Source organism: Tateyamaria sp. Alg231-49 (assembly GCF_900143535.1).
GTDB lineage: Bacteria > Pseudomonadota > Alphaproteobacteria > Rhodobacterales > Rhodobacteraceae > Tateyamaria.
Genome location: NZ_FRFA01000012.1, coordinates 35,606 through 61,991 on the forward strand (window position 1 = coordinate 35,606; position 26,386 = coordinate 61,991).

Consider the following 26,386-nt stretch of genomic DNA (forward strand, 5'->3'; position numbering starts at 1 on the left):
GCCAAACTTCGGCCCAAGCAAGGCACAGCCTTGTGCGCAACGCAAGTGCCGCGCTAGCGTGCGGCCAACAGCGCTGCAATCATTGCCCAAAGAAAGACCCAACATGACAACACTTGGCGGCAAAACAGTTTTCGGCGCATCTGTCGGCATCCTGATGCTGAACACCCGCTTTCCCCGCATCCCGGGCGATATCGGCAACGCGGGTACCTGGCCCTTTCCCGTGCAATACAAGGTTGTCCGCGACGCCACGCCTGACAACGTGGTGCGCGGAGATGCGACACCGTTGCTGGGCGCCTTCATCGACGCGGGCCGTGAGTTGGTCGAAATGGGCTGCGACGGCATCGCCACCAATTGCGGCTTCCTCGTTCCGTTCCAGACAGAGATGTCACGCGCCCTTGGGGTGCCCATTGCCTCTTCGTCGCTGTTACAGGCCACTCTGATCCGTCAGACTCTCCCTGCAGACCAGCAACTGGGCATCCTGACAATTTCATCCGAAACGCTGACCACCGCCCATCTTGACGCCGCAGGCATTCCACAGGGCACGCCCGTCGGCGGTACCGGTGCCGCCTCTCATTTCACCGCACACGTGCTCGGCGACGCCGACAGCATCGACTTCGAACAGGCCCGCGCTGACAACGTCGCGGCCGCCAAGCAGTTGGTGTCAGATCATCCGGATATCGGTGCCATCCTGCTCGAATGCACAAACATGGTGCCCTATGCCGCCGACATCCGCCGCGCCACAGGCCGCCCCGTTTTTTCGATCTACACGTACCTGCTGTGGTTTCAATCCGGCCTGCTGCCGCGCCGTTTTTCGTCCGACCTTGACGACATCCCGCGTGCAAATCCATGAGCGACCACCGCATCATCGCCCTGCGGGTTCATTGCGTGCAAATCCCGGCGCAGGCGGTCCATTCCCACGGGTCCGGTGACGTCGGCAATATCAACGCGGCCCTGTGCGAACTCACTACCGACACCGGCCTCACCGGTTGGGGCGAGGCGTCCCCCTGGCCCGTCTTTACCGGAACGCTTGAAGCAAACGCAGCGGCGCTGCATGTCCACTTGCGCCACTGCATCATCGGCCAAGACCCCACGCTTGTCGAACCTATCATGGCGGCAGCCGACCGCACTCTCGTCGGTCACCCAGAGGCAAAGGCCGCGCTGGAATGCGCCCTGCTGGACCTCACCGGTCAGATTGCAAACCTGCCCATCGCAGAGCTGGTTGGTGGCCGACACCGCACTGAAATCCCGCTTAGCTTTTCGATCGCCAACCCGGACTTTGACGCCGATCTGGACGACATTGCCCGCATCTGGGGCGACGGTTTCCGCGTCTTCAAACTCAAAACTGGGTTCGCCGATCACGCCTTTGACCTCATGCGGCTGGAAAAGCTGCGTGCGAAATATGGTGACGCCATTCGCCTGCGCATTGACTATAATCAGGGCCTACCCGCCTATGACGCGATCCGGCACATCCGCGATCTGGAAGCCTTCCGTCCGGATTTTGTCGAGCAACCTGTGCTCATGCACGAACGCGAAGCGCTTGCCGATATCACCCGCGCAGTGGACGTGCCGATCATGGCAGACGAGTCAGTCTTTAATGTACGCGAGGCGCTGCGCGGTGCAAACACACGGATGGCCGACATCTTCTCGCTCAAGACTGCCAAGTCAGGCGGTATTCGGCGCTGCATCGAGATCGCGGCCATCGCGCGCGCCGCCGGGATCGAAGTCTATGGCGGTTGTATGTTCGAAACCTCTATCGCGCATATGGCAGGAGCACATTTGATGGCGGCCATCCCCAATCTTACGCTGGGATGCGAGTTCTACATGTCCACCTACTATGCAGAAACAGACCTTGCCGCCGCCCCGTTCCCAGTCAAAAACGGCCATGTCCACGTCCCCTCGACACCGGGCCTTGGCACCACGCCCGACCCGGAGAAACTGGACCGCTACCGCACGCACCTTCTGGAGGACAGATAATGGCTGAGCCCACTCGTATGAACGGCGCACAGGCTCTGTTGCGCATGCTCGAATTGCATGACGTCACCCACGTGTTTGGTCTGCCGGGCGAAACCACCATCGGCTGGTACAAGGAATGGCGCGCCCATTCGAACATCGAATTTGTGCTTACCCGCGACGAACGCACAGCTTCTTATGCGGCCGAAGCCTACGCAAAGATCACCGGCAAACCCGCCGTTCTCGAAGCCCCAAGCCCCGGTGTTACCCATTGCACGCCCGGCATCACCGAGGCTTTCCTCAGCTCTGTTCCCGTCATCTTCTTTAGTTCCGACATTCCCATCAATCAGGACAAGAAACACGGACTGACTGGTGTCGACCAGACCGCCCTCTATGAGAGTATCTGCAAGGAATCCTTTGTTGTCACAAAAGTCGCCGAGATCCCTTTTCTGCTACGCCGCGCTTTCCGTGTGGCGACTTCGGGCCGTCCGGCGCCTGTCCATATCCGCGTGCCAATCAACATCTTCGGCGAAGAGGCAGAGTTGACGGATCTATATGCAGAGCCGGAATACAGCGCATATCCCGCGCACCGCCCCGTGGCCGACCATGGAAAGATACGGGCAGCGATTGACGCGCTGCTGATAGCGGACAAACCTGCGATTGTTTGCGGACAGGGCGCGCTGATTTCCAAAGCCTCGGACGTCATCATCGAACTCGCCGAACTGCTGCAAATCCCCGTCGGCACAACGACTCCGGGCAAAGGCACCATCCCCGAAAACCACCCGCTTGCCTTGCGGGTGATCGGCGGGCGGGGTGGGATGGAATATTCCAACCAATACATGCACGACGCTGATCTGATATTCTTTATTGGTTCGAACACCGACAGTGCCGCGACCGATCATTGGAAGCTTTATGGCGATCCGGGCACCACGACATTTCTGCACCTCGACATCGCCGAGGCGCACATAGGAAACAACTTCCCCGTCAAGGTCGGGCTTGCAGGCGATGCCCGTGCCACGATCACCCATATGGTCGAGATCCTCAGATCCGAACACCCCGATCTGAACCGTCCGCAAATTGATCTGACGCAGATGAAACAGACCGCGTTAGACAAGGTCTTTAACGCGAATATCCCGATGCCCGAAGGCACGATATCGCCTGTAAAGCTGTCTCAGGCCCTCGACCGGCTTATGCCCACAGACGCGATCGTCACATCCGAACCCGGCGTGAGCGCCATCTATCCATCGGCACTGTTGACGTTTCGCGAAGCCGGTCGGCGTTATATCACCAACTATTCGATGGGGGCCTTGGGCTATTCGGTTCCGGCGGCTCTGGGCGCGTCCTATGCGGGCGACGGGCCCGTCATCAGCCTGACCGGGGACGGGTCATTTGGATTCGTGATGGGCGACATGGAGACGATAAAGCGCTCCGGCAAGAACGTAACAATCATTCTCAACCGCAACGACAGTTTTGGATGGATCCGGGGCGAAGCGATCCTGCTCGATGATGTCGACGCACCATGGTCGACCGATTTCGGCGCGGTGGATTACCTTAAGATCGCCGAGGGTTTTGGCTTTGAGACCGCCCGCATCACATCGGACGCAGAGATCGAACCTTTGCTCAAACAGGCAATTTCAAACCCCGGAGCGAACTTCATCGAAATCCGGGTCCCGACGCAGGATGAAATCGTGCCCTTCGTTCCCAACTGGGTCCGCGCAGCCAGAGCAAAGAACCTGCCCCATTTCTATTAACTCGTCGTCAGCGCCGAGCCAAAGAACCAGGTTCCTGTTCCGCGCAATACCCAAGTTCGAACGACCAATGCGGGGCAAATTTTGACGGCAAGTCAGCGCTGGCTTTTTGAAACAGCTTGGTACACCCGCGGCCCCACTTTGCAAACACGCCTGACAATTGGCGATCGCCACCCCCTAAGGCGCACCAATCATCGGTCTTCCTTGCTCGTGAAAAGCCTCTTTGCTTAAACTTCCCCGAGTGGGATGCGCTTGCTATCTGCTTGCAAGGTGGGGCTTTCGCTGTCCAACGCCTTTATTTATGGATCTTGGTCATCAGGCTTGCATGACCTGACAGCGACAGCAAAATACGGTATGAGCTTTGTGAAACGAGGGTAGTCGATTGAACCGTTTGAAGATATTGGCACTTTTTGCGTTGTGCACCTTCCTGTCGGCCTGTGGCCGGCCTCCGGAACTTATCGGAATAGACAATCCGGAAGTTCCCGTGGCTTCTGTTCAAACCGCCACAAAACACAAGATTTTTCTCACTTCCACACGTCAGGCCACCGAGACAGTCGGCGCATTTTTTTCGGCGGAACGCGCCCCTGAATTGGGCCTCGCATCCGTCGTCGTGTCCGTACCACCAAACCATGTTGTCGGAGAACTCAACCGGCCCAAACAGTTGCCGCCAGACCCGCGAACGGAATTTGCGATTATCGAGCCGACCATTTACCCAACGGAGAACTCCTTTGTAGCCGCCATAAACAAGCAATTGGCAATGCGGCCTCCGGGAAGCCGGGACATTTTGTTCTTTGTCCACGGCTACAACAACACCACGAGCGATGCTTTGCTTCGGCTTGGGCAATTCGTCGAAGACACGAATTATCAGGGTGTGGCTGTCCTGTTTGATTGGGCGTCAGCGGCAAAGGTGAGCCGTTATGTTTACGACCTGAACAGCGCCCTGATTGCGCGACCGCAGATCAATAAGATTAGCAAAATGCTGTCGAGCACCAACGCGGAAGGTTACAGCGTATTTGCCCACTCGATGGGTGGGTTTCTGATCATGGAGGCCGTCAAGGAACAAGTCGCCCATGGCCGGTTCAACTCTTCAAACCGACTACGGAACATTATCTTGGCGTCTCCTGATATTGATATCGATCTCTTCAGGGTCCAACTGGACGAAATTAAGGTCGGCAAAGACTTTTTGTTTGTTCTGATCTCCGAAGATGACAGCGCACTTCGAACCTCCCGGCGCATTGCTGGCGGGGTCCCGCGGGTCGGAGCGACTGACGCAAACCAGCTTGCCGAACTGGGTGTGATCGCAATTGATTTGTCCAAAGTCGACGACTCTGCCTCTGGTAGCCATTCCAAGTTCGCAGGATCTCCGGAGGTTGTTCAACTGCTCGGGCGTGGTTTGAATGAAGCCGGAACATTCAAACGCCACGCGAGGGCCAATATGTTAAGCGAATTCTTTGCCGGCGTTCCGATAACTGTCGCCTTCGAGTAGCGATCTGGCACGCGAAAGATAACAAAGAGTGTGTCCGCACACGCTCTATCTCAGGATGTTGGCTCATCCAACAATCCCCTCGCATTCTCCGGATGACAGGACATGACCCGCAACGTCGGCACACAGACCTGATCGCGGCCTGCATATCGGAAAAACGATGCTGCGCACCGCATCAAAACATAACGCATCCACCAACCGACCATGGTCGCAAAAGCCGTCGCGACCAACGACGAGGATGCTCTTGCTCGTGTCATGCCATTATTCCCTTAGGCAGGCCTGATTTCCATGAACACAGGATTGATGCGGATGTGCACCTGAAAATGGCGCGCTTAAGGATAGGACGGCTAACGCTTGAAATAGGTCGCCACGTCTTATGTGGTTCCGGAGTCGGGCGGAATTGCTTTGGCGATCGATTGTTCAGCCTTTTGCGCGCTCGAAACGAGCGCATCCGCCCAAGCGGTCAAATCACCTAACGCATCGCTGCGCGCTTCGTGCTCAAGATCACCGAGTTTGGCTTGCAGCTCAGTTTGGCCAAGCAAAGACGCCGCCCCTTTAGCTTTGTGTACAGCTTCGGCCAAAAGCGTCTTGTCCGAATGCGCGGCATTATCCCCCAAGTCAGCTATGAGCGTCTTAAGCTCAGCAAAGAATGTATCAGCAACCGCGCGCACCTTGGCATGTCCGAGCAGGTCGATCATTTCTGTCAGGGCTTCGGGAAATTTTTCCGCATCAAGCCTGCTGGGGGTTCCGGATGCCAGTTCAATGAAAATACTGCGCAATGCGTCCAGACGGATCGGCTTGGTGTGAAACCGGTTCATGCCCGCAGCAACCGCTTGTTCGCGGAATTCCTCTCGCCCGTGCGCCGTCAGACCAATGATTTGGGTTTGTGCGTTTGGCCCCCGATCAGCGCGCAAACGCTGGGTGGCCTCAATCCCATCCATCACCGGCATACCGATGTCCATAAAAATGACATCGAACACCGTTTCATCCGCTTTCTTAAGACACTCTACACCGTTCACCGCCTCAACGACGTCATGACCCATGGCCGTGAGCATGCCGTTAAGAACGCTGCGATTGATGGAATTATCTTCGACAATCAGAACATTGCGCGGCTGCACAGGCGGGGGCGCCACATCACTGGGCTCTGACTTTGTGTTTTCCTCTGGAACCGCGCTCAACGTCGACAGTGTGAGCGTGAAGGTCGATCCAGTGTCTTCGCTCTTGGTCAGCGTCACATCACCGTCCATGGCCCGCGCAATCCGTCGTGAAATAGCCAACCCAAGCCCGTCTCCGCGGCTCTGCCGTCCGGAGCTATTGGCCAGAGCCACGAAGTCATCAAATACCTGGTCCTGTTTGTCTTTGGGAATGCCGATGCCTGTGTCGCGCACCTCGAACCGAAGCGAGGAAGACTTAAGACCGTTGATTCCACTGACGTGAAGATGCACGCCGCCTTCATCCGTGAACTTGATCGCATTGCCAATCAAATTGGTGAGGATCTGTCGGATGCGCCCGGAATCACCATGAAAGCGTTGGCGCATAGTCGCGTCGATTTCGAGCGTGCAGGTCAGATTCTTTTCCTGCGCCAATGGCACAAAAACGTCCATCAACCCACGCATCAGGTCTGCCAAATCAAAATCCTGAAACGTCAGCTGTAGTCTGCCATTTTCAATCCGCGTGATGTCCAGTGCTTCATTCACGTGTTCCAAAAGCACTTCGCTGGAGGACGTGGCAATCTTTGCATAGCGCCCTTGCTCCTCAGAGAGGGACGTCGTCTTGAGCAAATCCAGCACGCCCAATATGCCATTCAGCGGTGTGCGCATTTCATGGCTCATGACCGTAAGAAACTGTGATTTAGCCTTGTCCGCCCTTTCGGCCCGATCACGTGCATCAATCAACTTCTGTTCGTTGATCTTCCGCTCGCTGATGTCACGGATATAGGCAATAAAGATCGTATCGGTGCCGCTTTGGGTGGTGGTAATGTTCAGCTCAACCGGAAACTCTTCGCCGCTCTTGCGCAGCGCAGCGAGCTCAACACGGCCAGCATCAACAACACGTGGCGTTCCTGTTTCAAGATAACGTTTCATCCCATTGTGATGCGCGTCCCGCATACGGTGAGGGATAAAGGTGTCTTCCATCGTCAGGCCAACAATCTCGTCGCGCTTCCACCCGAAAACACGCTCTGCCGAGGTGTTGAAATCAATGATTTCACCGCTTTCATTTGCGGTCACGATGGCGTCCAACGACGCCGTGACCGTGGAAGCCAGTTGTTTGGTCGAGGCGGAGAGTTCTGCGTCACGATGATCAGCCCGACGCAATAGCCGATCCAGAACGATCATCAGTATGGCCATCAAGACCAGGAGGGCCATGGCAATGCCACCCGTGCGCGTCAGTTGATTGGCAAATTGAGTGCGGCGCGACTCGGCCTGTTCTGCTCCAAGCCGAACGCCCAACAGCGCAATATCACGGACCAGTGGACGGACATCACTGACAAGTTGCTGCATTTCCGACAGTGCATCGCCCGCAAGCGGACCCGGTGCATCTGAAAGCGCGATTGCGGCGTCAGCAAAATCGTTGATTGGCTCGATTAGTAAGCGCGCTTCTTCGCTATCACCGAAGATTTCGGCTGATCGGCCCGAGTTGATAATCGCGAGGCGGCTGAGAGCGATATCTACTCGAAGGCGAATGTTTTCTTCTGGCAAGGATTGCGTGGCAATTTGCCTACTGATGGCAGCGTCAAGGTTCGCAAACTCAGTGTCAATTTGCGTGATGCTCCACTGCAAATTGTCTTCGGCCGCGCGTGACAGTTCCCGCAGTTGGGACGGCAGGTTTGCCGCCATCGCCGCAAGCAAAACAATGAGAACAAGAATGCCCACAAAAATTGCCAACCGGTAGCGGTTCAACCCTGTTTTCACGCGTGACCTCTTTGTCTACGGCCACCGCACAGCCATGAAGTCCGTTAATCCACGACCTTCAAACGATTCAGTTGCCAGATGCTCCATGCATACGTCGTTTCTGTTTGATACTTGGTATCCGAGTCATAAGGAAATACCACCCAGTAGGGTCCCTTGTCGCGTACCGACATCGATTCGCCATTCAGCCGTGTGGCCACTATGGGGGCCCCGTCTTCTAAACGGTCCAACGGCATGTCCACTTTGTAATCATTCAATGCAACCATTTCGACCACACCGTTTCGCCCGCTCAGTTCCCCAAGCAGCGCTTTCAGCGGAACACCGGAAAACGTAACTGTTCCATCTGTCCAGATCGTCGACGTTTCAAAAGTGACTTGCGGCAATGCGTCCAAATCGGCCAGTTCCAAATAGACGGGACCAGCGTCGGCGCCTGCGCCGGAGATTTCGAGAGCGGTCGCAGATTGCGCTTCAACCTCGGCACTCAATCCCAGAAAAAGTGCAAATATCAACGCACAGGCGTGCGTATAGATGGCCTTTGCCATGACCGCTCCTTTGGTTTCCATCGTAACCCCTTAATCGATGCGAAAGAACAGGTCTTCAAGGCATTGGCATAGTCACCTATACTAAAGTATAGGTAAGCCATATTTTACCAAGTTTTTCGGTCAGGTAAGGGCTATGTTAGTGACAAGCTGAGAGTGCAGAAGACATGCCTAACATTTTGATTGCTGATGATCACGATCTCGTCCTCGATACGATTGCCGCCTATTTAGAGACTGTGGACGGGTTCACCGTTTTTACTGCAACCAACGTGCAGGACGCGATGGAGAAAATGCGCGGCCTCGACGCCATCGACCTTTTGATACTCGACTACAATATGCCAGGAATGAACGGCCTAAACGGGCTTGAACAAGCACGCAAAGCTTTTCCGGCCGTGAAGGTGGCCTTAATGTCAGGCGTCGCCAGCCGCGAGGTGGCCACATCGGCCATGGCAAACGGAGCACATGGTTTCATTCCAAAATCACTCACCGCGGCATCTATGGTCAACGCAATACAATTTGTGCTCTCTGGCGAGCGTTACTTCCCCTTCGACTTCGGATCGAACGAAGAAAACTCAAAGCCAAACAGCGCGTTTTCAGACCTTTCTGATCGCGAAATGCAGACCCTCGAACAGCTCAGCATCGGACTGTCCAACAAGGAAATCGCGCGCAAACTTGGCGTTCAGGAAGTCACGATCAAGCTGCACGTCAAAAACGTCTTTGCAAAGCTGGGTGTGTCAAACAGAACCCAAGCCGCATTGCTCGCCAAGGAAAACCAACTTTTCTAGCCTGCACAAAACACAGCGCGAACGTTCCGAACCTGACCCGAGTTGCCAACTGTGAGCTTTTGATCGTCAGCTTTGGCAAAACGGTCGGTTGCATGCACTCTGGAAAAATAACGCCCCATTCCAGATTTTGATAACACCGAAAAGTGCCATTGCGGCGCGCGAAAACCCGTCTGCCCGTTTACCAGCGTGCAGGACTCAAGTTTTCAGCGCCACATAGCCACCCGAGGTCGGCTCCAACCTTACGATTTGGCGTAATCCTCCATCGGCGGGCATGTGCATGACAGGTTTCTGTCCCCCCAGACGTTGTCGACCCGATTGACCGGCGGCCAATACTTGTCAACGCGGAACGACCCAGCTGGAAAACACGCACTTTCGCGGCTGTAGGGGCGGTCCCAGTCGCGCACCAAATCTTCCATCGTATGCGGTGCGTTTTTGAGGGGGTTGTTTTCGGCGTCCATCGTGCCGTCCTCGATGGCCTGAATTTCGGCGCGAATGCCCAGCATGGCATCACAGAACCGATCGAGTTCGGCCTTGGTTTCGGACTCTGTTGGTTCGATCATCAGCGTGCCAGCCACAGGCCAGGACATTGTGGGCGCGTGAAAACCGCAATCGGCAAGACGCTTGGCGATGTCGTCTACGGTGACGTGCGCACTGTCCGCAAAGGGCCGGGTGTCGATAATGCACTCATGCGCGATACGGCCCGTTGGTCCTTTGTAGAGCACGTCGAACGCTCCTTCGAGGCGTTTGGCGATGTAGTTCGCATTCAGGATCGCAACGCGCGTCGCCTGTGTCAGACCCTCACCGCCCATCATCAGGCAGTAGGCCCACGAAATCGGCAAGAGCGATGGCGAACCAAAAGCGGCAGCGCTGACCGCTCCAGAGCCTCCGTTGGGGTCTCCGGGCAGGTGAGGTGTCAGATGCGCCTTCACCCCGATCGGCCCCATGCCGGGACCACCGCCGCCATGCGGAATGCAGAAGGTTTTGTGCAGGTTCAGGTGACTGACATCACCGCCCAGATCGCCCGGGCGGCTCAGGCCGACCATCGCGTTCATGTTGGCCCCATCAATATAGACCTGCCCACCTGCCTCATGGGTGATCTTGCAGACGTCAATCACCGTCTCTTCGAACACCCCGTGCGTCGACGGGTAAGTGATCATGCACCCGGCAAGGTTGTCGCGGTGCTCCTCCACTTTGGCCTTGAAATCATCCACGTCGATGTCGCCGTTCGCAGCCGATTTTACTGGCACAACCTTCCAGCCGACCATCTGGGCAGAGGCCGGGTTGGTGCCATGCGCGCTCATCGGGATCAGGCAAATATTGCGGTGCCCCTGCCCGTTGGCACGGTGCCAGCTTGCAATGCTAAGGAGGCCAGCATACTCGCCCTGCGCACCCGAGTTGGGTTGCATGGACACAGCGTCATAGCCCGTGATGTCACACAGCTTGGCCGACAGGTCCTCGATAATCTCGATATAACCCGCCGCCTGATCCTTGGGGCAATAGGGGTGCAACAGCGAGAATTCGCGCCAACTGACGGGCATCATCTCAGCGGCCGAGTTCAGTTTCATCGTGCAGGACCCCAGCGGGATCATCGCGCGGTCCAGCGCCAGATCACGGTCTGCAAGGCGGCGCATATAGCGCATCATTTCCGTTTCCGCCCGGTTCATGTGGAAAATCGGGTGGGTCATGAAATCAGACGTGCGGATCAGCTTGTCCGGCATGTTGTAATGCGGTGTGTAATCCTTGTCCTGCCGTTCAATGCCAAAGGCGCGCCAGACCTTTTCAATGGTGGCAGGCCGCGCCCGCTCATCCAGCGTGATCCCAACGGCTGTATTGCCTACAACGCGCAGGTTGATCCCCTCATCCAAGGCCGACTTGATCACCGCCGACTGCAAGGGGCCGACATCGACAGTGATCGTGTCAAAGAATGCAGCAGGCCGCACATCAAACCCTGCCTGCTTCAGCCCTTCGGCCAGCCGTGCCGTTTTGCGGTGGATACGTTGAGCAATGGCCCTCAGGCCGTCAGGGCCGTGAAACACGCCGTAGAAACCTGCCATGACGGCCAGCAGCGCTTGTGCAGTACAGACGTTCGAAGTCGCTTTTTCGCGGCGGATGTGCTGTTCGCGGGTTTGCAAAGACAGCCGGTAAGCGCGATTACCATGGGTGTCGACGGACACGCCCACGATGCGGCCCGGCATGTTGCGGGCGTAATTCGCCTTGGTTGCCATATAGGCGGCGTGTGGACCACCATAACCAACCGGCACGCCAAACCGTTGCGTTGTACCAACGGCAATGTCGGCGCCCATCGCGCCCGGCTCTTTGAGCAGGGTCAGCGACAGCGGATCGGCCGAGATGATGCCAATCGCCTTGTTTTCATGCAGTTTGGCGATTTCCCCGGTGAAATCCCGGATGTGACCGAATGTGCCGGGATATTGAAAGATCGCGCCAAACACGGCGCTGGCGTCCAGATCATCAGGGTTCCCAACGGTGATCTCGATACCAAGGGGCGCGGCGCGCGTCTGCATCACCGCGATGTTCTGGGGGTGACAGTTTTCGTCGACAAAAAAGCCGGTCACCTTCGATTTGCTCACCCGTTGCGCCATGGTCATCGCCTCGGCGCAGGCTGTCGCCTCGTCCAAAAGCGACGCGTTGGCAATCTCAAGCCCGGTCAGGTCCGACACCATGGTCTGAAAGTTCAGCAACGCCTCAAGCCGGCCCTGACTGATCTCGGGCTGATACGGGGTGTAGGCCGTGTACCAGGCCGGATTCTCAAGGATGTTGCGCTGGATCGCGGGGGGTGTGACCGTCCCGTGATAGCCTTGGCCGATCAGCGACGTGAGTACCTTGTTCTTGGACGCCGTCACCCGCATGTGGTGCAAAAGCTCGCGCTCGGACTTGGCCTTGCCAAAATCCAACGGCTCTTTTTGTCGGATGTTGGCTGGGATGGTGTCGTCGATCAGCGCATCAAGGTCTTTCGCCCCCACCACGTCCAGCATCTCGTCCATTTCGGCCGGAGACGGCCCAATATGGCGGCGGTTTGCAAAATCGTAAGGCAGGTAGTCGGTGGGTTTGAAAGTCATCGCGCGTTCCTTTAGCCGATCAGAGCGTTGTAGGCATCTTCGTCCATCAACCCATCGAATTGGGAGGTGTCTGACGGTTTGATCTTAAAGAACCAGCCATTGCCCAATGGATCGCTGTTGGCGAGGCTCGGGTCGTCCGCAAGGTCGGTATTCACGGCGACGATCTCTCCATCGACGGGGGCCATGATGTCCGAGGCCGCCTTGACGCTTTCAATCACAACGATCTCATCGTCCTTGCTGACGACCGTGCCAACCTCGGGCAATTCGACAAAGACGAGATCGCCCAACTGGGTGGTCGCATGTTCGGTGATGCCAACAACATACGCATCACCATCGGCGCGCAGCCATTCGTGTTCTTCGGTGTACTTCATGGATTTCCCTCTTTGGTTATCTTTTGAAATTGGCGGGTGTGAACGGTGTCTTTGCGACGGTCAGGGGGTGGCGCTTGCCGCGCAGCTCTCCGTAAAGCGTGGTGCCGGGCGCAGCGTGATCAGTGCTGACATAGCCCATCGCAACAGGGCCACCGACCGTAGGACCAAACCCGCCCGAGGTGATTTCCCCGATGGGGTCTGCCGCGTCTTCACTGGCAAACAGTGCAACGCCTTCGCGCATGGGTGCGCGGCCCGTGGGCAGCAGGCCAACGCGCTTGCGGGCCACAGGGTTGCCAAATTGTCCAAGGATAACGTCCGCTCCGGGAAAGCCCCCTGTCCGATCACCGCCCGCGCGGCGCACCTTCTGGATCGCCCAGACAAGAGCAGCCTCGACCGGCGTGGTGGTTTGATCGATGTCATGACCATAAAGGCATAGCCCTGCCTCAAGCCGCAGAGAATCCCGCGCCCCTAGGCCGATGGGTTCAACATCCGGATGATCAAGAAGCGCCTGCGCGACCGCAGCGGCCTCTTCAGACGGTACAGAAATCTCGTACCCGTCTTCACCGGTGTATCCAGACCGAGATACCCACGCCTCAACCCCGTTCAAATCCAGCGTTGCGACATCCATAAACCGCATCTCTGCGGCCCGCGGATCAAGCGCGCCAAGCACGCCTTCGGCGGCAGGCCCTTGCAGCGCAAGCAAGGCGCGGTCTGTAATCTCTGTCACCGTCAAATCCGGTTCAAGTTCAGCTTTCATATGTGCGATGTCGGCATCTTTGCAGGCCGCATTCACCACGACAAAAACGTGGTCTCCACGGTTGGCCAGCATCAGGTCGTCTTCGATCCCGCCATCCGCATTTGTAAAAAATCCATAGCGCTGACGGTTTTCACCAAGACCCAGCACATCGACAGGGATCAGTCTCTCAAGGCCTCTTGCCGCCGCGTCAAAAGTTGAACCACGCACAATGACCTGACCCATATGGCTGACATCAAATAGTCCGGCATTCGCTCGCGTATGGAGATGTTCCTTCATCACGCCCAGAGGATACTGCACCGGCATATCGTAGCCCGCAAAAGGCACCATCTTGGCGCCAAGCGACAAGTGCAGCGCGTGAAGCGGAGTTTGTTTGAGAGATGTCATGCCGTCACCGCCTGTCTGCAAGCCGACGAGATTTCATCACATCACGCGGCACCCATTGGAACGCAGACAAACATCTGCGCATCGGTGCCTCCTCTGTCCTCTTTGCCTGAGATCATTATCCCTTCGGCGGGTGCATACGCACCACTCTCCAGAGTATTCGTTGTTTGGCGCTGGTCCTGTGGCCTGAGAGTTTCCGAGGCAGTTGCTCCTTCGGCACCAGTTATCTGGTTCTCCCAACGTCAAACGTCTTTTGTTTCGTATAGGAAACACATCGCGGATGGCAAGTCATATCTGGAAACGCGCTGTGACAGCACTCGGAAAACGGCGTGCCCCGTCCCGACGGCGCGCTCCTGACAATAGCACAAGCAGCCACACCCTCATCCACGACGGGCCAAGACCAACCCGCTTATCCGCCCGTCAAAGCGCCATTCAGGGCCACTCGGAAGCGTTGGGTCACCTTGGCAAAACCTTCGTCGGTGCCGTGAATTTCATCGGCCCAATCGGTCACCTCTGACATTGCGCCCCGGCAATCGACAACAACAACGTCGTTGTGCGTCTGCGCCAAGTCATCGAGCATGTCATAGAGTTGGTCGATCAGCCTGATGACGATGTTGCGCCGCAGATCGCGTTGCGCCTGAGTTGCGGTCGGGAAATTGCGCTGGTCCAACGGCTGCCCCAACCACTCGTTGTTGGCCGCATGAATCGGATTGCGCGGGTCATTTTCAAAGTGCGGATACGGAAAGGTATAGTCATATCCGTGCACGATAATCGGAAGGGTTTCGAGCCCCGGCTCTGCGCGCACATCCGTAATGACCCGGGTGTAAGCGTCCCGCAGGCTGGTCAGCCGTTCCTGCAACACAACCGCATTGATGTGTTCGTCAATGTCCGTCCGGGCCGGATCAAAGTCGTTGATGATATCAAACAGCGCGGATTTGCCGGTTTGCGGATCTTCGCCAATGATGTCGTTGCCAGCGGCCGAAAACAAAAAGGCCCGCACGTGTTCCTTTTGTTTTCGCAAATTGATCATGTATTCGCGCCCGCCAGATTGCTCGGGACCATCGACAATGTTTTCCGCCGTGTCGCCTGCCGCTGCCAGCGACAGGATGGCGAAGGTGTCCGACAGGTGGTCAAGGATTTCGTCGATCAGGATCGGGAACTGGAACCAACTGTCCCCTTCAGCCACAAGCACCGGCTTTTTTCGGTTAAAGATGCGATCAAGGTTGAAGGCCAGACGCCGGGCGGTGCGTTCAATGCCATTGCCCGCCTGCATCGCGTTTTCAAGTTCGATGTCGTCCGGGATGTCCACGACCAGATCGGGATTGGGCACAACTCGGAAATCAAACGCGCTCTCGCCGGGGATCACATTCGAATAGGCGCGGAACTCTTTGCGTCGATTGCGGTCCGTTGAAAGAGAGACGTAGGCGTCGTATGAAATTTTATCCATTGGAAAATACCTTGCATAACAAAGCCTGGTTTCTAGGCTTACGGGTATTCTACACCAATTTTGATTGCGAGATGATATGTCCATTACACCACAGGATCTGGGGTCCGGCGCTCTGGATAAGAGCATTCAACGCCTGCGCGCACGCAAAGATAAGTGGCAGAAATCAATACAAAATATTGCCCGCGGAAATGGGCGCGCATTAGAAAGCGATCAACGCAAGCTCAAGGCCGAGTTGCGGCAAAATGCGCTGGCCGAGGCCGAAGTAGACGAATCAGAGCGCTTTCTGATGCTCACGCCTGGGTTGGGCCAAGAAGCCAAAATCAATGAGCGAGACAACATCCTTTCGGGCGAGTTTTTGGAGATCGGCATTCTAACGGCGCGTGCTGTCTGTCACATTTCCCGGGGCATCGAAACAGGGACCGGGTTTCTGGTCGGGAATGGGATCGTTGTCACCAACTACCACGTCATCAAGGACAAAGCCGAGGCAAAGACCGCAATGTTCGAGTTTCTGTTTGACGACAACAGGATCGGCACACCGCGCAGTACCGAAGTGTATGTCGCCGACACTGACCATTTCTTTTGGGCGGATGAAGCCCTCGATATCTGTTTCCTTGGCCTGCAAGGTGTGACTGACATCAATATCTTTGGGTGGATCCCGTTCTTGCGGGAAGAAGGCAAGGCACTGATCGGCGATGCGACCAACATCATCCAGCACCCTGACGGAGAAGAGAAACGCATCGTGGTGCACGAAAGCGTGTTCACCTTGGTCGACAACGGCACCGATGCCGATGCGTTCTGCTGGTACTCGGGCGATACCAACCCCGGCAGTTCCGGCTCACCCGTTCTCAACAATCGCTGGGAAGTCTTGGCAGTGCATCACAAGGCTGTCCCTGACACGGACGTGAATGGCCACGTGCTGGACGTCAACGGCAAGAAGATCTCAAAAGAAAGGTTTGCCGAAAACAACGCTCGGGTGCACTGGCTGGCCAATGAAGGCATCCGCGTGTCCCGCATCGTCGGCGCGTTAGAAGCCAAGGTTTTCGACAATCCGCAATATTCTACGGTGCGTGATGACCTGCTGGCCCTATGGGCAGACCCGATGTGCACACAACGGGCGCGCCGTGCGTCCTATGATGGCATGGGCAAGCAGCTTTAGGGGCGCGTTTGCAACTCTGCGATCAGCGCGCGGTAAAACAGAACCGACAGGATCACCGCAAACAGGGCATCAAAGGCTGCAAACCGCCAAAACGCAGCCCCAAGGCATACATAGATAAGGACCATCAGGAACCGCCCAAACATAGCGATGGCCACCTGAAAGCGTTGGGTGATCGGGTCAAGATAGGCAAACAATTGCAGCGCCGAGGCGACAATCACCATGCCACCCCAGATCGGCAAGAATGGCAGTGCTTCCGAAGGATCAAGGCCGACAAGCCGCGCCCCGAAGCGCGGCGCAAGGATACAAGCCAACGCGATCAGGCTTTGCAGGATCAGATTGATTGCAAACACACGACGGAACCGGGTCAGTGCGCTGCGCGCCTGCGCCTCAGTCCATCCAATTTCCAGCGAAGACATAAAAATACTCCTTTAGAACGTCAGCAAATAGGCGATCAAATCAGACTTGCCCGGTGCATCCAGATCAGTGCCCCACACATGCCCCATGTTTGAATTTCCGCGTGTCGCAGTATCGAAACAGGCGGCCTCAGTCGTGCAGGGAGGCGAAATAAAACCACCCAGCGGATCAATCACGTCACCACCCCGCACGAACGTCTTGGGCCGCTCAGGCGACGGCGTCAGCAGGTCCGCCAGCGTCGGAACCGATCCGTTGTGCAAATACGGGCCACGCAGCCACAGACCATCCAGCGGCGCGTTGGCATAGCCGTCCGTTTTCTGGAACTGGCGGAACGCATGGGGCGTGTCCTTGAACAATTCAGACACTTGCTGGTCGCGAAAGGCCTGCGTGTAGCTGTGCAATCTGTTCGGGTCGGTGCCGACCTCGTCCAGCGGGGTTATGTCGCCCAAAAGGTCGCCTTCGAACACGTATCCATCCGGGCTTTGCCAGCCGTGGCAGCTTGCGCAATCGCGCATGTAGATGTCGAACCCACGGGCCACTGCGTCTGCGTTCGGCTGGTGCGGGCTGGTGGGTGGTTCCAGGTCCAGCAGCCATTCCGCAACCCGTTCGATTGACCCGTGGTCCACCGTTTCAGGCGTGACCCCGGCCCCAAGGGCAGCGGACAGGTTTCGTTCCGCCAGCGACGGGTTGTTGCCATCCCAGTGCAGCTGCATATCCGCACGCGGTCCTTGCAGAAAGATGGACGGGAAATCGGATGCGCCCACGACCTCTTGTTCGCTCAAGGTGTCGGTCGGCCAATCAAACTCAAGCACCTTGTAGGGGTTGAACGTATCGACCCGGCCATGTGCCCAGTCCGGTTGCCGATCAAGCAGCGGCTGCAATCGGCTGGCCCGCGCAATCATCCCCTCGCGCAGGCGGGGAAAGACGGCCACGTTCCACAAGATGCTTTCAATCGGACCCAGCCCGACTCCAGCCTCCGTCATCGCAGTGCGCAACGAGTCTGGCGCCATCCGTGGATCAGACGCGGCCCCCAGAACAACCGTGGTGAACCCGTGCAGGTCCAGCTGATGCGCAGGCATCCCCGTCACGATCTGCGGCGCATCTTCTTCACTCTCACGATAGGTGCCCGCATGGCAAACGGCGCAATTGAACCAAACCAGATCAACACCGCTCACCCGGCGTTTCGAGATGCCAATCGGCAAATCCCCCGTGCCGTCGTACAGAAACCCAAAACTGCTGTAGTCGCCCGCCGGGAAGTCTTCGGGGAAGAGCACAGGCAGGGCCTGCCACACTTTGTATGGAATGCCAGAAGCCACCTCCGCCCCGATCGAGCCGAAACGGAAGTGCTGGTCATCGTCGCTGTAATACGGAGTGCCCGACTGCAACACGCGGATGATCAGACCAAGCGCGATGAACACAACAACCAACACAGCGGCGAGGAGGAGCCACAAGACCGGGCGCCAACGGCGGCGGCGTTGTGCAAGGGCGGCTTCGACAGCAGACACGGCAGTCATGTCATGAGGCCTCCGGTATTTGCAGTTCAGCCTTGGTGTCATAGACCTCCATCAGCTGATCGATCATCGCATCGCGCGATGGGAAGCGTTCAAGTTCGTGACAACCCATTGGTAGCTTGGGCGCACCCACAAGGCATTTGTTGCAATGGGTGCACGGCGCAGGCGGCAGATCATGGCCCGCAGCCCAAATCTGCGGCAAATCCGGGTTGGCAACCAGCGCGCGGGCCATCGACACCCCGTCGATGTGCCCCAAAGCATTGCGCACGGACGATGCGGTTTGCCACCCGCCCGTAGACAACACCGGGATGGTCACAGCATCTTTGATCAACCGCGCCTCTTCGTATCCGACACCTTCTACAGGTCGGCCCTTCTTCATGCGGAACCACAGCCAGCGAAAGATCGGGCGCAGCATCGGATAGCGAAACAGCAGGAAGTTCCGAAACCCACTGACTCCAGAAGAGATCATGGCATCATATGTCACCGCCAAAACATCCAGCGGCAAATCACCCGGCGGGTTCAACGGGTGTGGAAACAGTGACCCGGTTGAAACGTGGAGCGCATCCGCCCCCAACGCCTCGCACCATTGCGCCACCTCAATCGTATCTGCGACGGTGTTTCCTTTGCCCTCCCACGGCAGGACATTGTTGTGATCGGTTGCCGACAGTTTGACCTGCAAATGAAAGTCGCGCCCGACCTTGTCCCGGATCGCCTCGATCACCTCCAGCAAAAAGCGGGCGCGGTTGCGCAGCGACCCGCCATAGCAATCAGTGCGATCATTGATGGCGGAACTCAGAAACTGGGTGAACAGATACCCGTTCGCAGCGTGCAATTCTATGCCATCAAGCCCCGCCTCGCGCGCACGCCATGCCCCTTGGGCAAAATCGCGCACCATCTGCCGCACTTCGCCGGTCGACATCGCCTGACACAGAAAACCATGCAGCGATTCCATGTTCGACGTCGGCGCGGGGCTGGGGCGGTGCATGTTGTGCACCCCCGGAATATCCATCTGGCGACCCGAATGGCTAAGCTGAAGGATGTATTTGGCACCATGCGCCCGCACGGCCTCCCCCAGCTTTTGCCACAACGGGATAAACTCATCGCGGTGGATCGTTGCGTAGCCTGCGATGATCCGCCCATCCATACGCACCGGCACATAGGACGAGATGACGGCCCCTGCACCTCCGGCGGCAAAACGGCATTCCCAGTTGATCCGGGTCTGAGTGAGCGAGCCGTCTTCGTTGTCAAACCGGCCCGAGATGTTCGAGCGGAAAATGCGGTTCTTGACCGTGAGGTTGCGGAATTCCAGTGGTTCAAAGATCGGATCGCTCATGGCGCGCCCCCCGCCTCGATCCAGATCCGGCGCAAAAGGTCAGGCACCAGCGCATGAGCCGGGCATCCACTCCAGGCATCCCGCAGGAACGCGTCGCGCGGATCAAGCGTGCGCCGGGTGACGTCGCTGGTTTGCAGGATCACCAAGGTGCCGCTGTCCACGCCGCCTGCACGTGTCTCGGCCGGGCACTTGCCTTGCCGAACCACCTGCGCAGGTGCGGTCATTGCACGTGCTAGGGCCACTTTGGCCTCAGTCTCTGGCGGCAAGGACCGCAGGATGTTCAGAGACGCGGCAAAATTTTGCGAGGCAATCCCCAACGTATGCACTGCGTTAAGATCACCATCGCACACCTTGAAAAGGATAGAACGGGCACCTCGCGACCCCCCCACAATCCAGTCCAGCGCCTGCCGCAAAAGCCCGCCATTCAAAACGCGTCCAATGTCCTCAGCCGCTTTGACGGTTTGAGTGCTAGGCTCAAAAGCATCAAGAACCACACAGCCAAGGACCGCTTGCGTGACGCGCATCGCGTCGCCCGATCCCCCGCGCACAAAAGCGGCGGCCTCACTGACGGCGGCGGCACACCTGTCGCCCAGATCAGGGGCCGCGATCCGTTCGGCCAAAGCCGCGCGCATATCCAGCCTCAGTCGGTCATCCGGTGCGCGCCCACTGGGCAGCACGCGCCCCTCTGCGCGAAAAAGATCGGCAGCCATCCGCGCGATGAACCGGTTCACCAGAGGCCCGCGGCCGGGCGCAACCCGCCCAAGCCTTGTGTCCGCCGCGACAGATCGAACAACGCCCGGATCACGCACGCGCTGTACGTCGATCAGGCCGGGGATCTTCATGACGCGCGCGTCCAGGGAAAGAACATATTGCGCGCATTGCCAAAGGCCGGGGCAAGGTCCGGGCAATGCCGTTTCACAACCGTCTCCATGGTGTTTTCGTGCACCCACCGGAAACCGGCCTCAGTGTAAATCTCAGGCCGGAAATCATCGGTAAAGAAACGATCCGATTTCAAACGACGGGACGCCATCAGGATAAAGATGCGAAACGCGGTATCAGAAAAGCCAAAGCGCGGCGGCTGTCCGCGCTCGGACTGGCTTTCTGCCAATGTGCCGATCAACAGATCAACCTTGTCCACCGTGCCATAGACCTCCTGCAGGTCGGCCTGCCATGCTTCGTTGGACGTGATCTCGGCAAAGGTGGTGGGCACCTTCATGCCAAGCTGTCTGCGGAATTCGCAAAAACGGGGGACACCGCGTTCGCGGTCGCGCAAAATATCGACAGCCGCCAGATCAATGCGGCGCCCATTTTCACGCGTCATATCGCGTAATGCATCTGGATAGTTGTGCAGGACCAATGCGCCGGGGTTCTCAGTGCACAAGCTGTAGCAGACATCGTCAAAGCTCAGTTTCTCGTACAGTCCGCGGGACGCGCCAAAGCTGACCTGCTTGAGGTCAGCGTCCAGAACATGGGCGTCGTTCGCACTGCGCCGGAAATTGTAGGCATCTGGCATCAGCGAATGCAGACGATAGACAGCAGCAAACTCTTCGGTCATCGCATAGGGCGCACCATGATGGTCCACAGGTGATCCCGGTATGCCATTGATCACCTCACTGTCAGACGCGCGCCCGAACGCATTTGTGACCCGCTCCCCCATCAGGCCCCAGTAATTGCCACGCATCGCCATGCGGCCCACGGGGCTGTCCATCAGTGCCGGTGTCCACTCGACGGTGTGGATCTTGGCAAGCAGCGCCGAAACCACCAGCCGCGCTTTGCCAAACAGCCATTCACCAGATGCATTGGGATAATCCACCTTCAACCGCGCAACGACGGCATTATGTTCGCGTGCGAACAAAGTGTGCAGAACGGACAGACCGATCCACCAATTCCCGTTCACGCCAGTCAGTTCTAGGTTTTTGGTGGCTGATTGGCTGTCCACGGGCAGCAGACCCTTGTCATCCAGCGCCAATGTACCATCCGGTAAAACGGACGTGCCCGACCCTGTCCGAACCCGATCTAGGCGCGCCTGACTGGACCCATAAATCTGGCTGGCGTCCCACCAATGCGTCTCGACATTGACAAAGGCTTGCGGGCGTCCGTCTTCGGCATCGGGTCGGGTGGTGGCCAGCACCTCCATCTTGTCGCCCCAGTCGTCGCCTTCGGGCAATGGGATTTCCATTGGGCGGGTCTTGTCGTTCTTGCCGTGGGACAACCAGTCATGGACCATGAACTGAATCCAAGCGGCGGCCAGCACATTCAGATGCGGCACCGGCACAAATTCGCGGCGCTTCATCAGCTTGTTGGAGACCAGTCGCGGCGACGGTGTCATCAGTTCTTCGCCGGTTTCGCCAAAGGTCGCGTCCATCGCAACATTGCGCCCAAAGCGCGCCCCAGCCATGCCCATCCACGGCTTGCCCATGTCGTTGTAACTGCCATCGGCGGTGCGAAAGTTCACCGGATCGTCTGCGGCCGGTGGGGTGGGTGGTGACACCTCTGTGTCGATCAGATTGTCACGCCGCATGTTCTCGCGGTGCCCCAAAATAATGGCCAGAGCGGGCACAAAGTTCCAACGAAACCAGACGCGGCGGTCTTCAGTTTTACGGGCAAGCATTCCCAAAATGGACATCAGCAGCCTCAAAAAATAAATCTATCAATAGTTGAATGATAGCAAATTTCCCTGCTCGTATAAAGTGTAGTTCCAAAAATTGGGGACTCTCACACTGAACGCTATGGCTCAGCCACCGGAAAAGGCTCACTCATCCGAGCCAATCGGGAAATCTATTTCCGGAGCACCGAGATCGCCAAAGCCTGCCAAAACCCAAGCCCTATTCAGCATCCTCGGCCACGACGATCACTTCCACACGTCGGTTGGCTTCGCGCCCGGCAGACGTCAGGTTTGAAGCGACAGGCGCAAGGTAACCCATTCCGTTCGCTTCAATCCGGTCGGGCGCGACGCCATAGCGATCAATTAGTGCTTGTCGCACTGACTGTGCCCGTGCGCGCGAAACAGCTATGTTGGCCTCAAGTCCGCCAACTGTATCTGTGTGCCCCACCACCGCGATGCGCAGCCCAGCGCGCTCTTGCATCAGTGCGGCGACTTGCGCCAGTTCCGGCACATCCTTGCCATTCAGCGTAGTCTTGCCCACTTCAAACTCAAGGCTGCGCAGAACAGCGCGCCCGTGCTCCAGCAATCGCGATGCAACCGTGCCGTTGTCCGCGATCACGGCAACCGGCGGGGCAACCGGACGCTGCGTCGCGATGCTTGCGGGCTCCCCAACCTGAACAATTTGCAGATACCCCGCCCCGGCCGCCGCACTGGCCAATAGCGTCACAGCGGCCTGACCGTCGGCCGACACCGCGCTTAGGAAATGGTAGTCCCGGATGTTGACGTACATGTTGGGTGCGGGCAGCACATCCAGCGCAAAACGGAAATCAAACCCGCCACACACGGCCTGACCACAATCCAACAGTACCACATACTCCGCCTTCTGTAGCTGCGCACGCAGGGGAGCAAGAATTTGCAGCGGGGTCAGCCCCAAAGAGGGTATGCGAAAAGCACGGGTACTGACGGGCCCTTCGAACATGCGGGTTGGCAGCGTGCCATCAGCGATTGGCCCCTCTGGCACGACTTCCTGCGCCAGCGACCGGTCGCGCGAGGCGGTTTCGCTAGCCCCTGTTGGCAATGTCAGATCCAGCGCGGCCACAGGCCACGCGACCAAACACAAAAGTGCAGTAAGACAAAGCCGCGCCCGCCCCATTCCTAGCGCGCCTGCGCGTGGTATTCTGGGTTCGGTTCCATCGCAGTGGCGCTCGCCACTCGGTTGGACATGTTGAAGAACGCAGCCACGTTGATAACGTCCCAGATGTCGCGGTCACTCAGCCCGTGACTGCGCAAAGCCTCCCGGTCGCTCTCTTCGATCTGAGCTGAGGCCAGCGTGACCTTTTCAGCAAACAGCAGCATAGCGCGTTGGCGCGGTGTCACCTCGGCCACGCGCCAATTCATGACAAGGGCTTCGCCCAACGCAGGATCACCAGACAACTGCCGCACCGCCGCTCCATGGGCGGTCAGGCAGTAATGGCAGCGGTTGGTCGCGCTGACCACAACGGCAATCATTTCGCGCTCCAGCTTGCTCAGAGCGCTCTCGCCCAGCATCAGGTCATTATAAAGCGCGGTAAAGGTGTTGAGCTTGTCGATGTCAAAGGCGTGCGCCTTAAGCACATTAGGGATCATCCCCAGCTTGTCCTGACAAATGTCAAAGTACTTTTGTGTTTGTGCGGGCAACGGGTCCACCATGGGCAGATCAAGTGCGGTAGGTGTGTCGGTCATGGCGATGTGTCGTCTTTCGTCTGTAAGATGCGGTAATGATAGCCGGGCGCAGAAGCAAAGCCCAACCGTTGATAAAGCGCGTTTGCAGGTCCGTTGTTTGCAGTGGTCAAAACGGTCAAAGTGTGAGCTCCATTGTCTCGTGCCCAAAACGCCGCCTGCCGCATGATCCATTGGGCCACGCCTTGGCGGCGCTGGTGTTCCAGCACTTCGACCGCATGCACCATCGCGACCCCTTCGTGGACGGCGACAAAACCTACCCCAGCCGGTTTTTCGTTCCAGCGGGCAAGGATGCCTGTTTTGGTTTCAGTCCGCGCCATAATATCAAGCCGGGCTGGGCCAATGCCGCCCTCGGCCCAAATCTCTTCCATAATGGCCAGCGGTTCCCAGATGGCAAAAGCAGTGACGCGGGGAATGGGAATATCGGTGAGGGTTTCAACGGGCGTTGCATAGCCATTAGTGGGGTCAATGATCTGATACCCACGCGCGTGCAGATGGGCATCAAGAGCGGTGTCGCCCTCGCGGATCATAAAAAGCGGGGTTTGGGCCAAGGCGCGCATAGCGTCTTCGGCCTGCGCAATGTCGCCCGTCGCGTCCCCCGTGGCCGCGCTGGCGCGCTTGCCGCCACCCTGCCCGTCGCGGATCGTCCAAGACCCTATGTGCTGCTTGGACGCCGCAGGCCATGTGCCGTCGATGGTCTCGTAAAAGGCCCGCGCGTCAATCATCCCGGAAACTGGGTTTCGAGTTCGGCGAGGGCTGCGTCCACCAGCGTGCCCTCTGTGCCCCGGATCACAATGTTGGCCCCGAACTTGCCGTCCTTCTGAAAAGGATAAGACCCGATGCTGAGGTCCGGATAGGCGTCGGCCAGCACGCCAAGCGGGCCCGCGATATCGCCTTCGCCCCGGTCGATCCGCAAGGTCTTGGAAATCAGCGGCGCACCACCGGTCAACGTGGGCAGCACGGTGGCCACCATAGCCCTAAAAACAGACGGAACCCCGGCCATGACATGCACGTTTTCAATGGTGAACCCCGGCGCGACCGAAACCGGGTTATCGATCAGTGTTGCGCCATCCGGAATCCGGGCCATGCGCAAACGGGCGGCGTTCAACTCTGACCCGGTTTTGGCATAATGCGCAGCCAGCAAGGCCCGCGCATCGTCCCGGACGTCGATCGGCGTGTCAAAGGCGGCGGCGATGCAATCGGCGGTGATGTCATCGTGTGTCGGGCCAATTCCTCCCGAGGTAAAGACCGTGTCGTGGGCTGCCGACAATGCCTGAACCGCCGAAATGATCGCCGGGCGATCATCACTGACAATGCGCACTTCCTTTAGGTCGATGCCAACATTCGTCAGCTCTCCGGCCAGATGGTGCATGTTGGCATCGCGGGTACGCCCGGACAGGATCTCGTCACCGATCACCAGCATGGCGGCTGTGGGGTTGGGCATGTCCGGGACTCCTTGAGATGCAACCTGTCACGGTATAGGCCCCCGCCCATGCGCTTTCAAACCGAACTTGTCCCCGCCACGCTGATCCGTCGCTATAAACGCTTTCTGGCGGATTGCCGTCTGCAAGATGGGCGCGAGATTACCGCCCACTGTGCCAATCCCGGTTCGATGATGGGTCTGGCAGAGCCGGGGATGCGGATCTGGCTAGAGCCCAATGACGATCCCAAGAAAAAGCTGAAATTCGGCTGGCGTCTGGTCGAACATGGCGATGGCCATTTCACCGGTGTGGACACGTCGGTGCCCAATCGGGCGCTGCGGGCCGCGCTTGAAGCGCGCGAGATCAAAGGGCTTGAGGCCTACACCACTGTGCGCCCAGAGCAGAAGTATGGGGAAAACAGCAGGATCGATTTCCTGTTGCAGGGCGATGGCCTGCCTGACGCCTATGTCGAAGTGAAATCGGTGACACTGTCGCGCGCGCCCGGTTTGGCCGAATTCCCCGACTCTGTCACCGCACGCGGGGCCAAACATCTGGGCGAATTGGCGCGGGTGGTTGAGGCCGGGCACCGGGCCGTCATGCTCTATCTGGTGCAGCGCACCGACTGTTCCCAGTTCACTCTGGCGGGCGACATTGATGCCACCTACGCCACCGCCTATGCCGCCGCACGACACGCGGGTGTGGAAACCCTATGTCTGGGGACCTACATCACACCGCAGGGGATAAAGGTGGCAGAACCGATAGATATCGACATCTGACCGA

General features: G+C 57.9%; 23 protein-coding genes and 1 riboswitch. Of the genes, 7 read left to right on the top strand and 16 right to left on the bottom strand.

What is annotated here, in order from left to right; genetic code table 11:
- Positions 1–103: 103 nt before the first annotated feature.
- The 4 genes from DHN60_RS16580 (at position 104) to DHN60_RS16595 (ending at position 5,184) form a co-directional block, all read left to right on the top strand.
- On the top strand, positions 104–850 hold the full coding sequence (locus tag DHN60_RS16580) for an aspartate/glutamate racemase family protein (RefSeq protein WP_108838443.1): 747 nt from the start codon (positions 104–106) through the stop codon (positions 848–850).
- Positions 847–1,974: an enolase C-terminal domain-like protein gene (locus DHN60_RS16585; protein ID WP_108838444.1), complete on the top strand. Its 1,128-nt coding sequence runs from the start codon at positions 847–849 to the stop codon at positions 1,972–1,974. Before DHN60_RS16580 ends, DHN60_RS16585 begins: the two co-directional genes overlap by 4 nt.
- The gene (locus tag DHN60_RS16590) at positions 1,974–3,701 is read left to right on the top strand and encodes a thiamine pyrophosphate-binding protein (protein ID WP_108838445.1); all 1,728 of its coding nucleotides are present in this window, start codon (positions 1,974–1,976) and stop codon (positions 3,699–3,701) included. Before DHN60_RS16585 ends, DHN60_RS16590 begins: the two co-directional genes overlap by 1 nt.
- Before the next feature lie 481 nt (positions 3,702–4,182).
- Positions 4,183–5,184, top strand: a complete 1,002-nt coding sequence (locus DHN60_RS16595) for an alpha/beta hydrolase (RefSeq protein ID WP_234423678.1) — start codon at positions 4,183–4,185, stop codon at positions 5,182–5,184.
- 50 nt (positions 5,185–5,234) lie between these two features.
- Here DHN60_RS16595 and DHN60_RS22355 read toward each other — a convergent pair whose 3' ends face one another.
- From DHN60_RS22355 to DHN60_RS16605, 3 genes are all read right to left on the bottom strand, one after another.
- Complete coding sequence (locus tag DHN60_RS22355) at positions 5,235–5,438, bottom strand: hypothetical protein (protein WP_159089251.1); 204 nt, start codon at positions 5,436–5,438, stop codon at positions 5,235–5,237.
- A 117-nt stretch (positions 5,439–5,555) separates the two neighbouring features.
- Positions 5,556–8,093 carry an ATP-binding protein gene (locus DHN60_RS16600; RefSeq protein WP_108838447.1) on the bottom strand — a complete coding sequence of 846 codons (2,538 nt, stop codon included), beginning with the start codon at positions 8,091–8,093 and terminating at the stop codon, positions 5,556–5,558.
- Positions 8,094–8,137: 44 nt separating this feature from the next.
- Positions 8,138–8,632, bottom strand: a complete 495-nt coding sequence (locus tag DHN60_RS16605; RefSeq protein ID WP_108838494.1) for an oxidoreductase — start codon at positions 8,630–8,632, stop codon at positions 8,138–8,140.
- Positions 8,633–8,796: 164 nt separating this feature from the next.
- Here DHN60_RS16605 and DHN60_RS16610 point away from each other — a divergent pair, with 164 nt between their 5' ends.
- On the top strand, positions 8,797–9,414 hold the full coding sequence (locus DHN60_RS16610) for a response regulator transcription factor (RefSeq protein ID WP_108838448.1): 618 nt from the start codon (positions 8,797–8,799) through the stop codon (positions 9,412–9,414).
- Between the two features lie 239 nt (positions 9,415–9,653).
- Here the strand turns inward: DHN60_RS16610 and gcvP are convergent, their stop codons facing one another.
- The 4 genes from gcvP to DHN60_RS16630 form a co-directional block, all read right to left on the bottom strand.
- Complete coding sequence (gcvP, locus tag DHN60_RS16615; RefSeq protein WP_108838449.1) at positions 9,654–12,491, bottom strand: aminomethyl-transferring glycine dehydrogenase; 2,838 nt, start codon at positions 12,489–12,491, stop codon at positions 9,654–9,656.
- Positions 12,492–12,502: 11 nt separating this feature from the next.
- A complete protein-coding gene (gene gcvH, locus DHN60_RS16620; RefSeq protein ID WP_108838450.1) occupies positions 12,503–12,862 on the bottom strand; it encodes a glycine cleavage system protein GcvH in 360 nt (119 codons plus the stop codon).
- Positions 12,863–12,878: 16 nt separating this feature from the next.
- Positions 12,879–14,003 (bottom strand): glycine cleavage system aminomethyltransferase GcvT, encoded by a 1,125-nt coding sequence (gene gcvT, locus DHN60_RS16625; RefSeq protein WP_108838451.1) that lies wholly within the window; start codon positions 14,001–14,003, stop codon positions 12,879–12,881.
- A 161-nt stretch (positions 14,004–14,164) separates the two neighbouring features.
- Positions 14,165–14,249: riboswitch (glycine riboswitch) on the bottom strand.
- 160 nt (positions 14,250–14,409) lie between these two features.
- Complete coding sequence (locus DHN60_RS16630; RefSeq protein WP_108838452.1) at positions 14,410–15,447, bottom strand: hypothetical protein; 1,038 nt, start codon at positions 15,445–15,447, stop codon at positions 14,410–14,412.
- A 76-nt stretch (positions 15,448–15,523) separates the two neighbouring features.
- Here DHN60_RS16630 and DHN60_RS16635 point away from each other — a divergent pair, with 76 nt between their 5' ends.
- Positions 15,524–16,603 carry a serine protease gene (locus DHN60_RS16635; RefSeq protein ID WP_108838453.1) on the top strand — a complete coding sequence of 360 codons (1,080 nt, stop codon included), beginning with the start codon at positions 15,524–15,526 and terminating at the stop codon, positions 16,601–16,603.
- On the opposite strand, the gene DHN60_RS16640 is transcribed toward DHN60_RS16635, so the two are convergent.
- The 9 genes from DHN60_RS16640 to DHN60_RS16680 form a co-directional block, all read right to left on the bottom strand.
- Complete coding sequence (locus DHN60_RS16640; protein WP_108838454.1) at positions 16,600–17,019, bottom strand: hypothetical protein; 420 nt, start codon at positions 17,017–17,019, stop codon at positions 16,600–16,602. The genes DHN60_RS16635 and DHN60_RS16640 overlap by 4 nt on opposite strands.
- 12 nt (positions 17,020–17,031) lie before the next feature.
- Entirely contained in the window at positions 17,032–18,531 is a 1,500-nt protein-coding gene (locus DHN60_RS16645; protein WP_108838455.1) for a hypothetical protein, read from the bottom strand.
- A gap of 1 nt (position 18,532) precedes the next feature.
- Entirely contained in the window at positions 18,533–19,861 is a 1,329-nt protein-coding gene (locus DHN60_RS16650) for an NADH:flavin oxidoreductase (RefSeq protein ID WP_108838456.1), read from the bottom strand.
- Positions 19,858–20,703: a hypothetical protein gene (locus tag DHN60_RS16655; RefSeq protein ID WP_108838457.1), complete on the bottom strand. Its 846-nt coding sequence runs from the start codon at positions 20,701–20,703 to the stop codon at positions 19,858–19,860. The genes DHN60_RS16650 and DHN60_RS16655 overlap by 4 nt, the downstream gene beginning before the upstream one ends.
- A complete protein-coding gene (locus DHN60_RS16660) occupies positions 20,700–22,487 on the bottom strand; it encodes a peroxidase family protein (protein ID WP_108838458.1) in 1,788 nt (595 codons plus the stop codon). Before DHN60_RS16660 ends, DHN60_RS16655 begins: the two co-directional genes overlap by 4 nt.
- A gap of 199 nt (positions 22,488–22,686) precedes the next feature.
- Entirely contained in the window at positions 22,687–23,565 is an 879-nt protein-coding gene (locus tag DHN60_RS16665) for an OmpA family protein (RefSeq protein ID WP_234423679.1), read from the bottom strand.
- 56 nt (positions 23,566–23,621) lie between these two features.
- Positions 23,622–24,188: a peroxidase-related enzyme gene (locus tag DHN60_RS16670; protein WP_108838460.1), complete on the bottom strand. Its 567-nt coding sequence runs from the start codon at positions 24,186–24,188 to the stop codon at positions 23,622–23,624.
- Positions 24,185–24,910 carry a GNAT family N-acetyltransferase gene (locus tag DHN60_RS16675; RefSeq protein WP_108838461.1) on the bottom strand — a complete coding sequence of 242 codons (726 nt, stop codon included), beginning with the start codon at positions 24,908–24,910 and terminating at the stop codon, positions 24,185–24,187. The genes DHN60_RS16670 and DHN60_RS16675 overlap by 4 nt, the downstream gene beginning before the upstream one ends.
- Positions 24,907–25,629 carry a molybdopterin-binding protein gene (locus tag DHN60_RS16680; protein WP_108838462.1) on the bottom strand — a complete coding sequence of 241 codons (723 nt, stop codon included), beginning with the start codon at positions 25,627–25,629 and terminating at the stop codon, positions 24,907–24,909. Before DHN60_RS16680 ends, DHN60_RS16675 begins: the two co-directional genes overlap by 4 nt.
- Positions 25,630–25,677: 48 nt before the next feature.
- On the opposite strand from DHN60_RS16680, the gene sfsA reads away from it, so the two are divergent.
- Entirely contained in the window at positions 25,678–26,382 is a 705-nt protein-coding gene (sfsA, locus tag DHN60_RS16685) for a DNA/RNA nuclease SfsA (RefSeq protein WP_108838463.1), read from the top strand.
- Positions 26,383–26,386 lie beyond the last annotated feature (4 nt).

What these genes read in the sequence shown, in the direction of transcription:
- DHN60_RS16660 (WP_108838458.1), bottom strand. Translation starts at nt 22,487, where the DNA reads ATGTCCATTTTGGGAATGCTTGCCCGTAAAACTGAAGACCGCCGCGTC.
- DHN60_RS16580 (WP_108838443.1), top strand. Translation starts at nt 104, where the DNA reads ATGACAACACTTGGCGGCAAAACAGTTTTCGGCGCATCTGTCGGCATC.
- DHN60_RS16635 (WP_108838453.1), top strand. Translation starts at nt 15,524, where the DNA reads ATGTCCATTACACCACAGGATCTGGGGTCCGGCGCTCTGGATAAGAGC.
- DHN60_RS22355 (WP_159089251.1), bottom strand. Translation starts at nt 5,438, where the DNA reads ATGACACGAGCAAGAGCATCCTCGTCGTTGGTCGCGACGGCTTTTGCG.
- DHN60_RS16675 (WP_108838461.1), bottom strand. Translation starts at nt 24,910, where the DNA reads ATGATTGACGCGCGGGCCTTTTACGAGACCATCGACGGCACATGGCCT.
- DHN60_RS16670 (WP_108838460.1), bottom strand. Translation starts at nt 24,188, where the DNA reads ATGACCGACACACCTACCGCACTTGATCTGCCCATGGTGGACCCGTTG.
- sfsA (WP_108838463.1), top strand. Translation starts at nt 25,678, where the DNA reads ATGCGCTTTCAAACCGAACTTGTCCCCGCCACGCTGATCCGTCGCTAT.
- DHN60_RS16645 (WP_108838455.1), bottom strand. Translation starts at nt 18,531, where the DNA reads ATGACTGCCGTGTCTGCTGTCGAAGCCGCCCTTGCACAACGCCGCCGC.
- gcvP (WP_108838449.1), bottom strand. Translation starts at nt 12,491, where the DNA reads ATGACTTTCAAACCCACCGACTACCTGCCTTACGATTTTGCAAACCGC.
- DHN60_RS16680 (WP_108838462.1), bottom strand. Translation starts at nt 25,629, where the DNA reads ATGCCCAACCCCACAGCCGCCATGCTGGTGATCGGTGACGAGATCCTG.
- gcvT (WP_108838451.1), bottom strand. Translation starts at nt 14,003, where the DNA reads ATGACATCTCTCAAACAAACTCCGCTTCACGCGCTGCACTTGTCGCTT.
- DHN60_RS16585 (WP_108838444.1), top strand. Translation starts at nt 847, where the DNA reads ATGAGCGACCACCGCATCATCGCCCTGCGGGTTCATTGCGTGCAAATC.
- gcvH (WP_108838450.1), bottom strand. Translation starts at nt 12,862, where the DNA reads ATGAAGTACACCGAAGAACACGAATGGCTGCGCGCCGATGGTGATGCG.
- DHN60_RS16590 (WP_108838445.1), top strand. Translation starts at nt 1,974, where the DNA reads ATGGCTGAGCCCACTCGTATGAACGGCGCACAGGCTCTGTTGCGCATG.
- DHN60_RS16650 (WP_108838456.1), bottom strand. Translation starts at nt 19,861, where the DNA reads ATGAGCGATCCGATCTTTGAACCACTGGAATTCCGCAACCTCACGGTC.
- DHN60_RS16605 (WP_108838494.1), bottom strand. Translation starts at nt 8,632, where the DNA reads ATGGCAAAGGCCATCTATACGCACGCCTGTGCGTTGATATTTGCACTT.
- DHN60_RS16640 (WP_108838454.1), bottom strand. Translation starts at nt 17,019, where the DNA reads ATGTCTTCGCTGGAAATTGGATGGACTGAGGCGCAGGCGCGCAGCGCA.
- DHN60_RS16655 (WP_108838457.1), bottom strand. Translation starts at nt 20,703, where the DNA reads ATGAAGATCCCCGGCCTGATCGACGTACAGCGCGTGCGTGATCCGGGC.
- DHN60_RS16630 (WP_108838452.1), bottom strand. Translation starts at nt 15,447, where the DNA reads ATGGATAAAATTTCATACGACGCCTACGTCTCTCTTTCAACGGACCGC.
- DHN60_RS16610 (WP_108838448.1), top strand. Translation starts at nt 8,797, where the DNA reads ATGCCTAACATTTTGATTGCTGATGATCACGATCTCGTCCTCGATACG.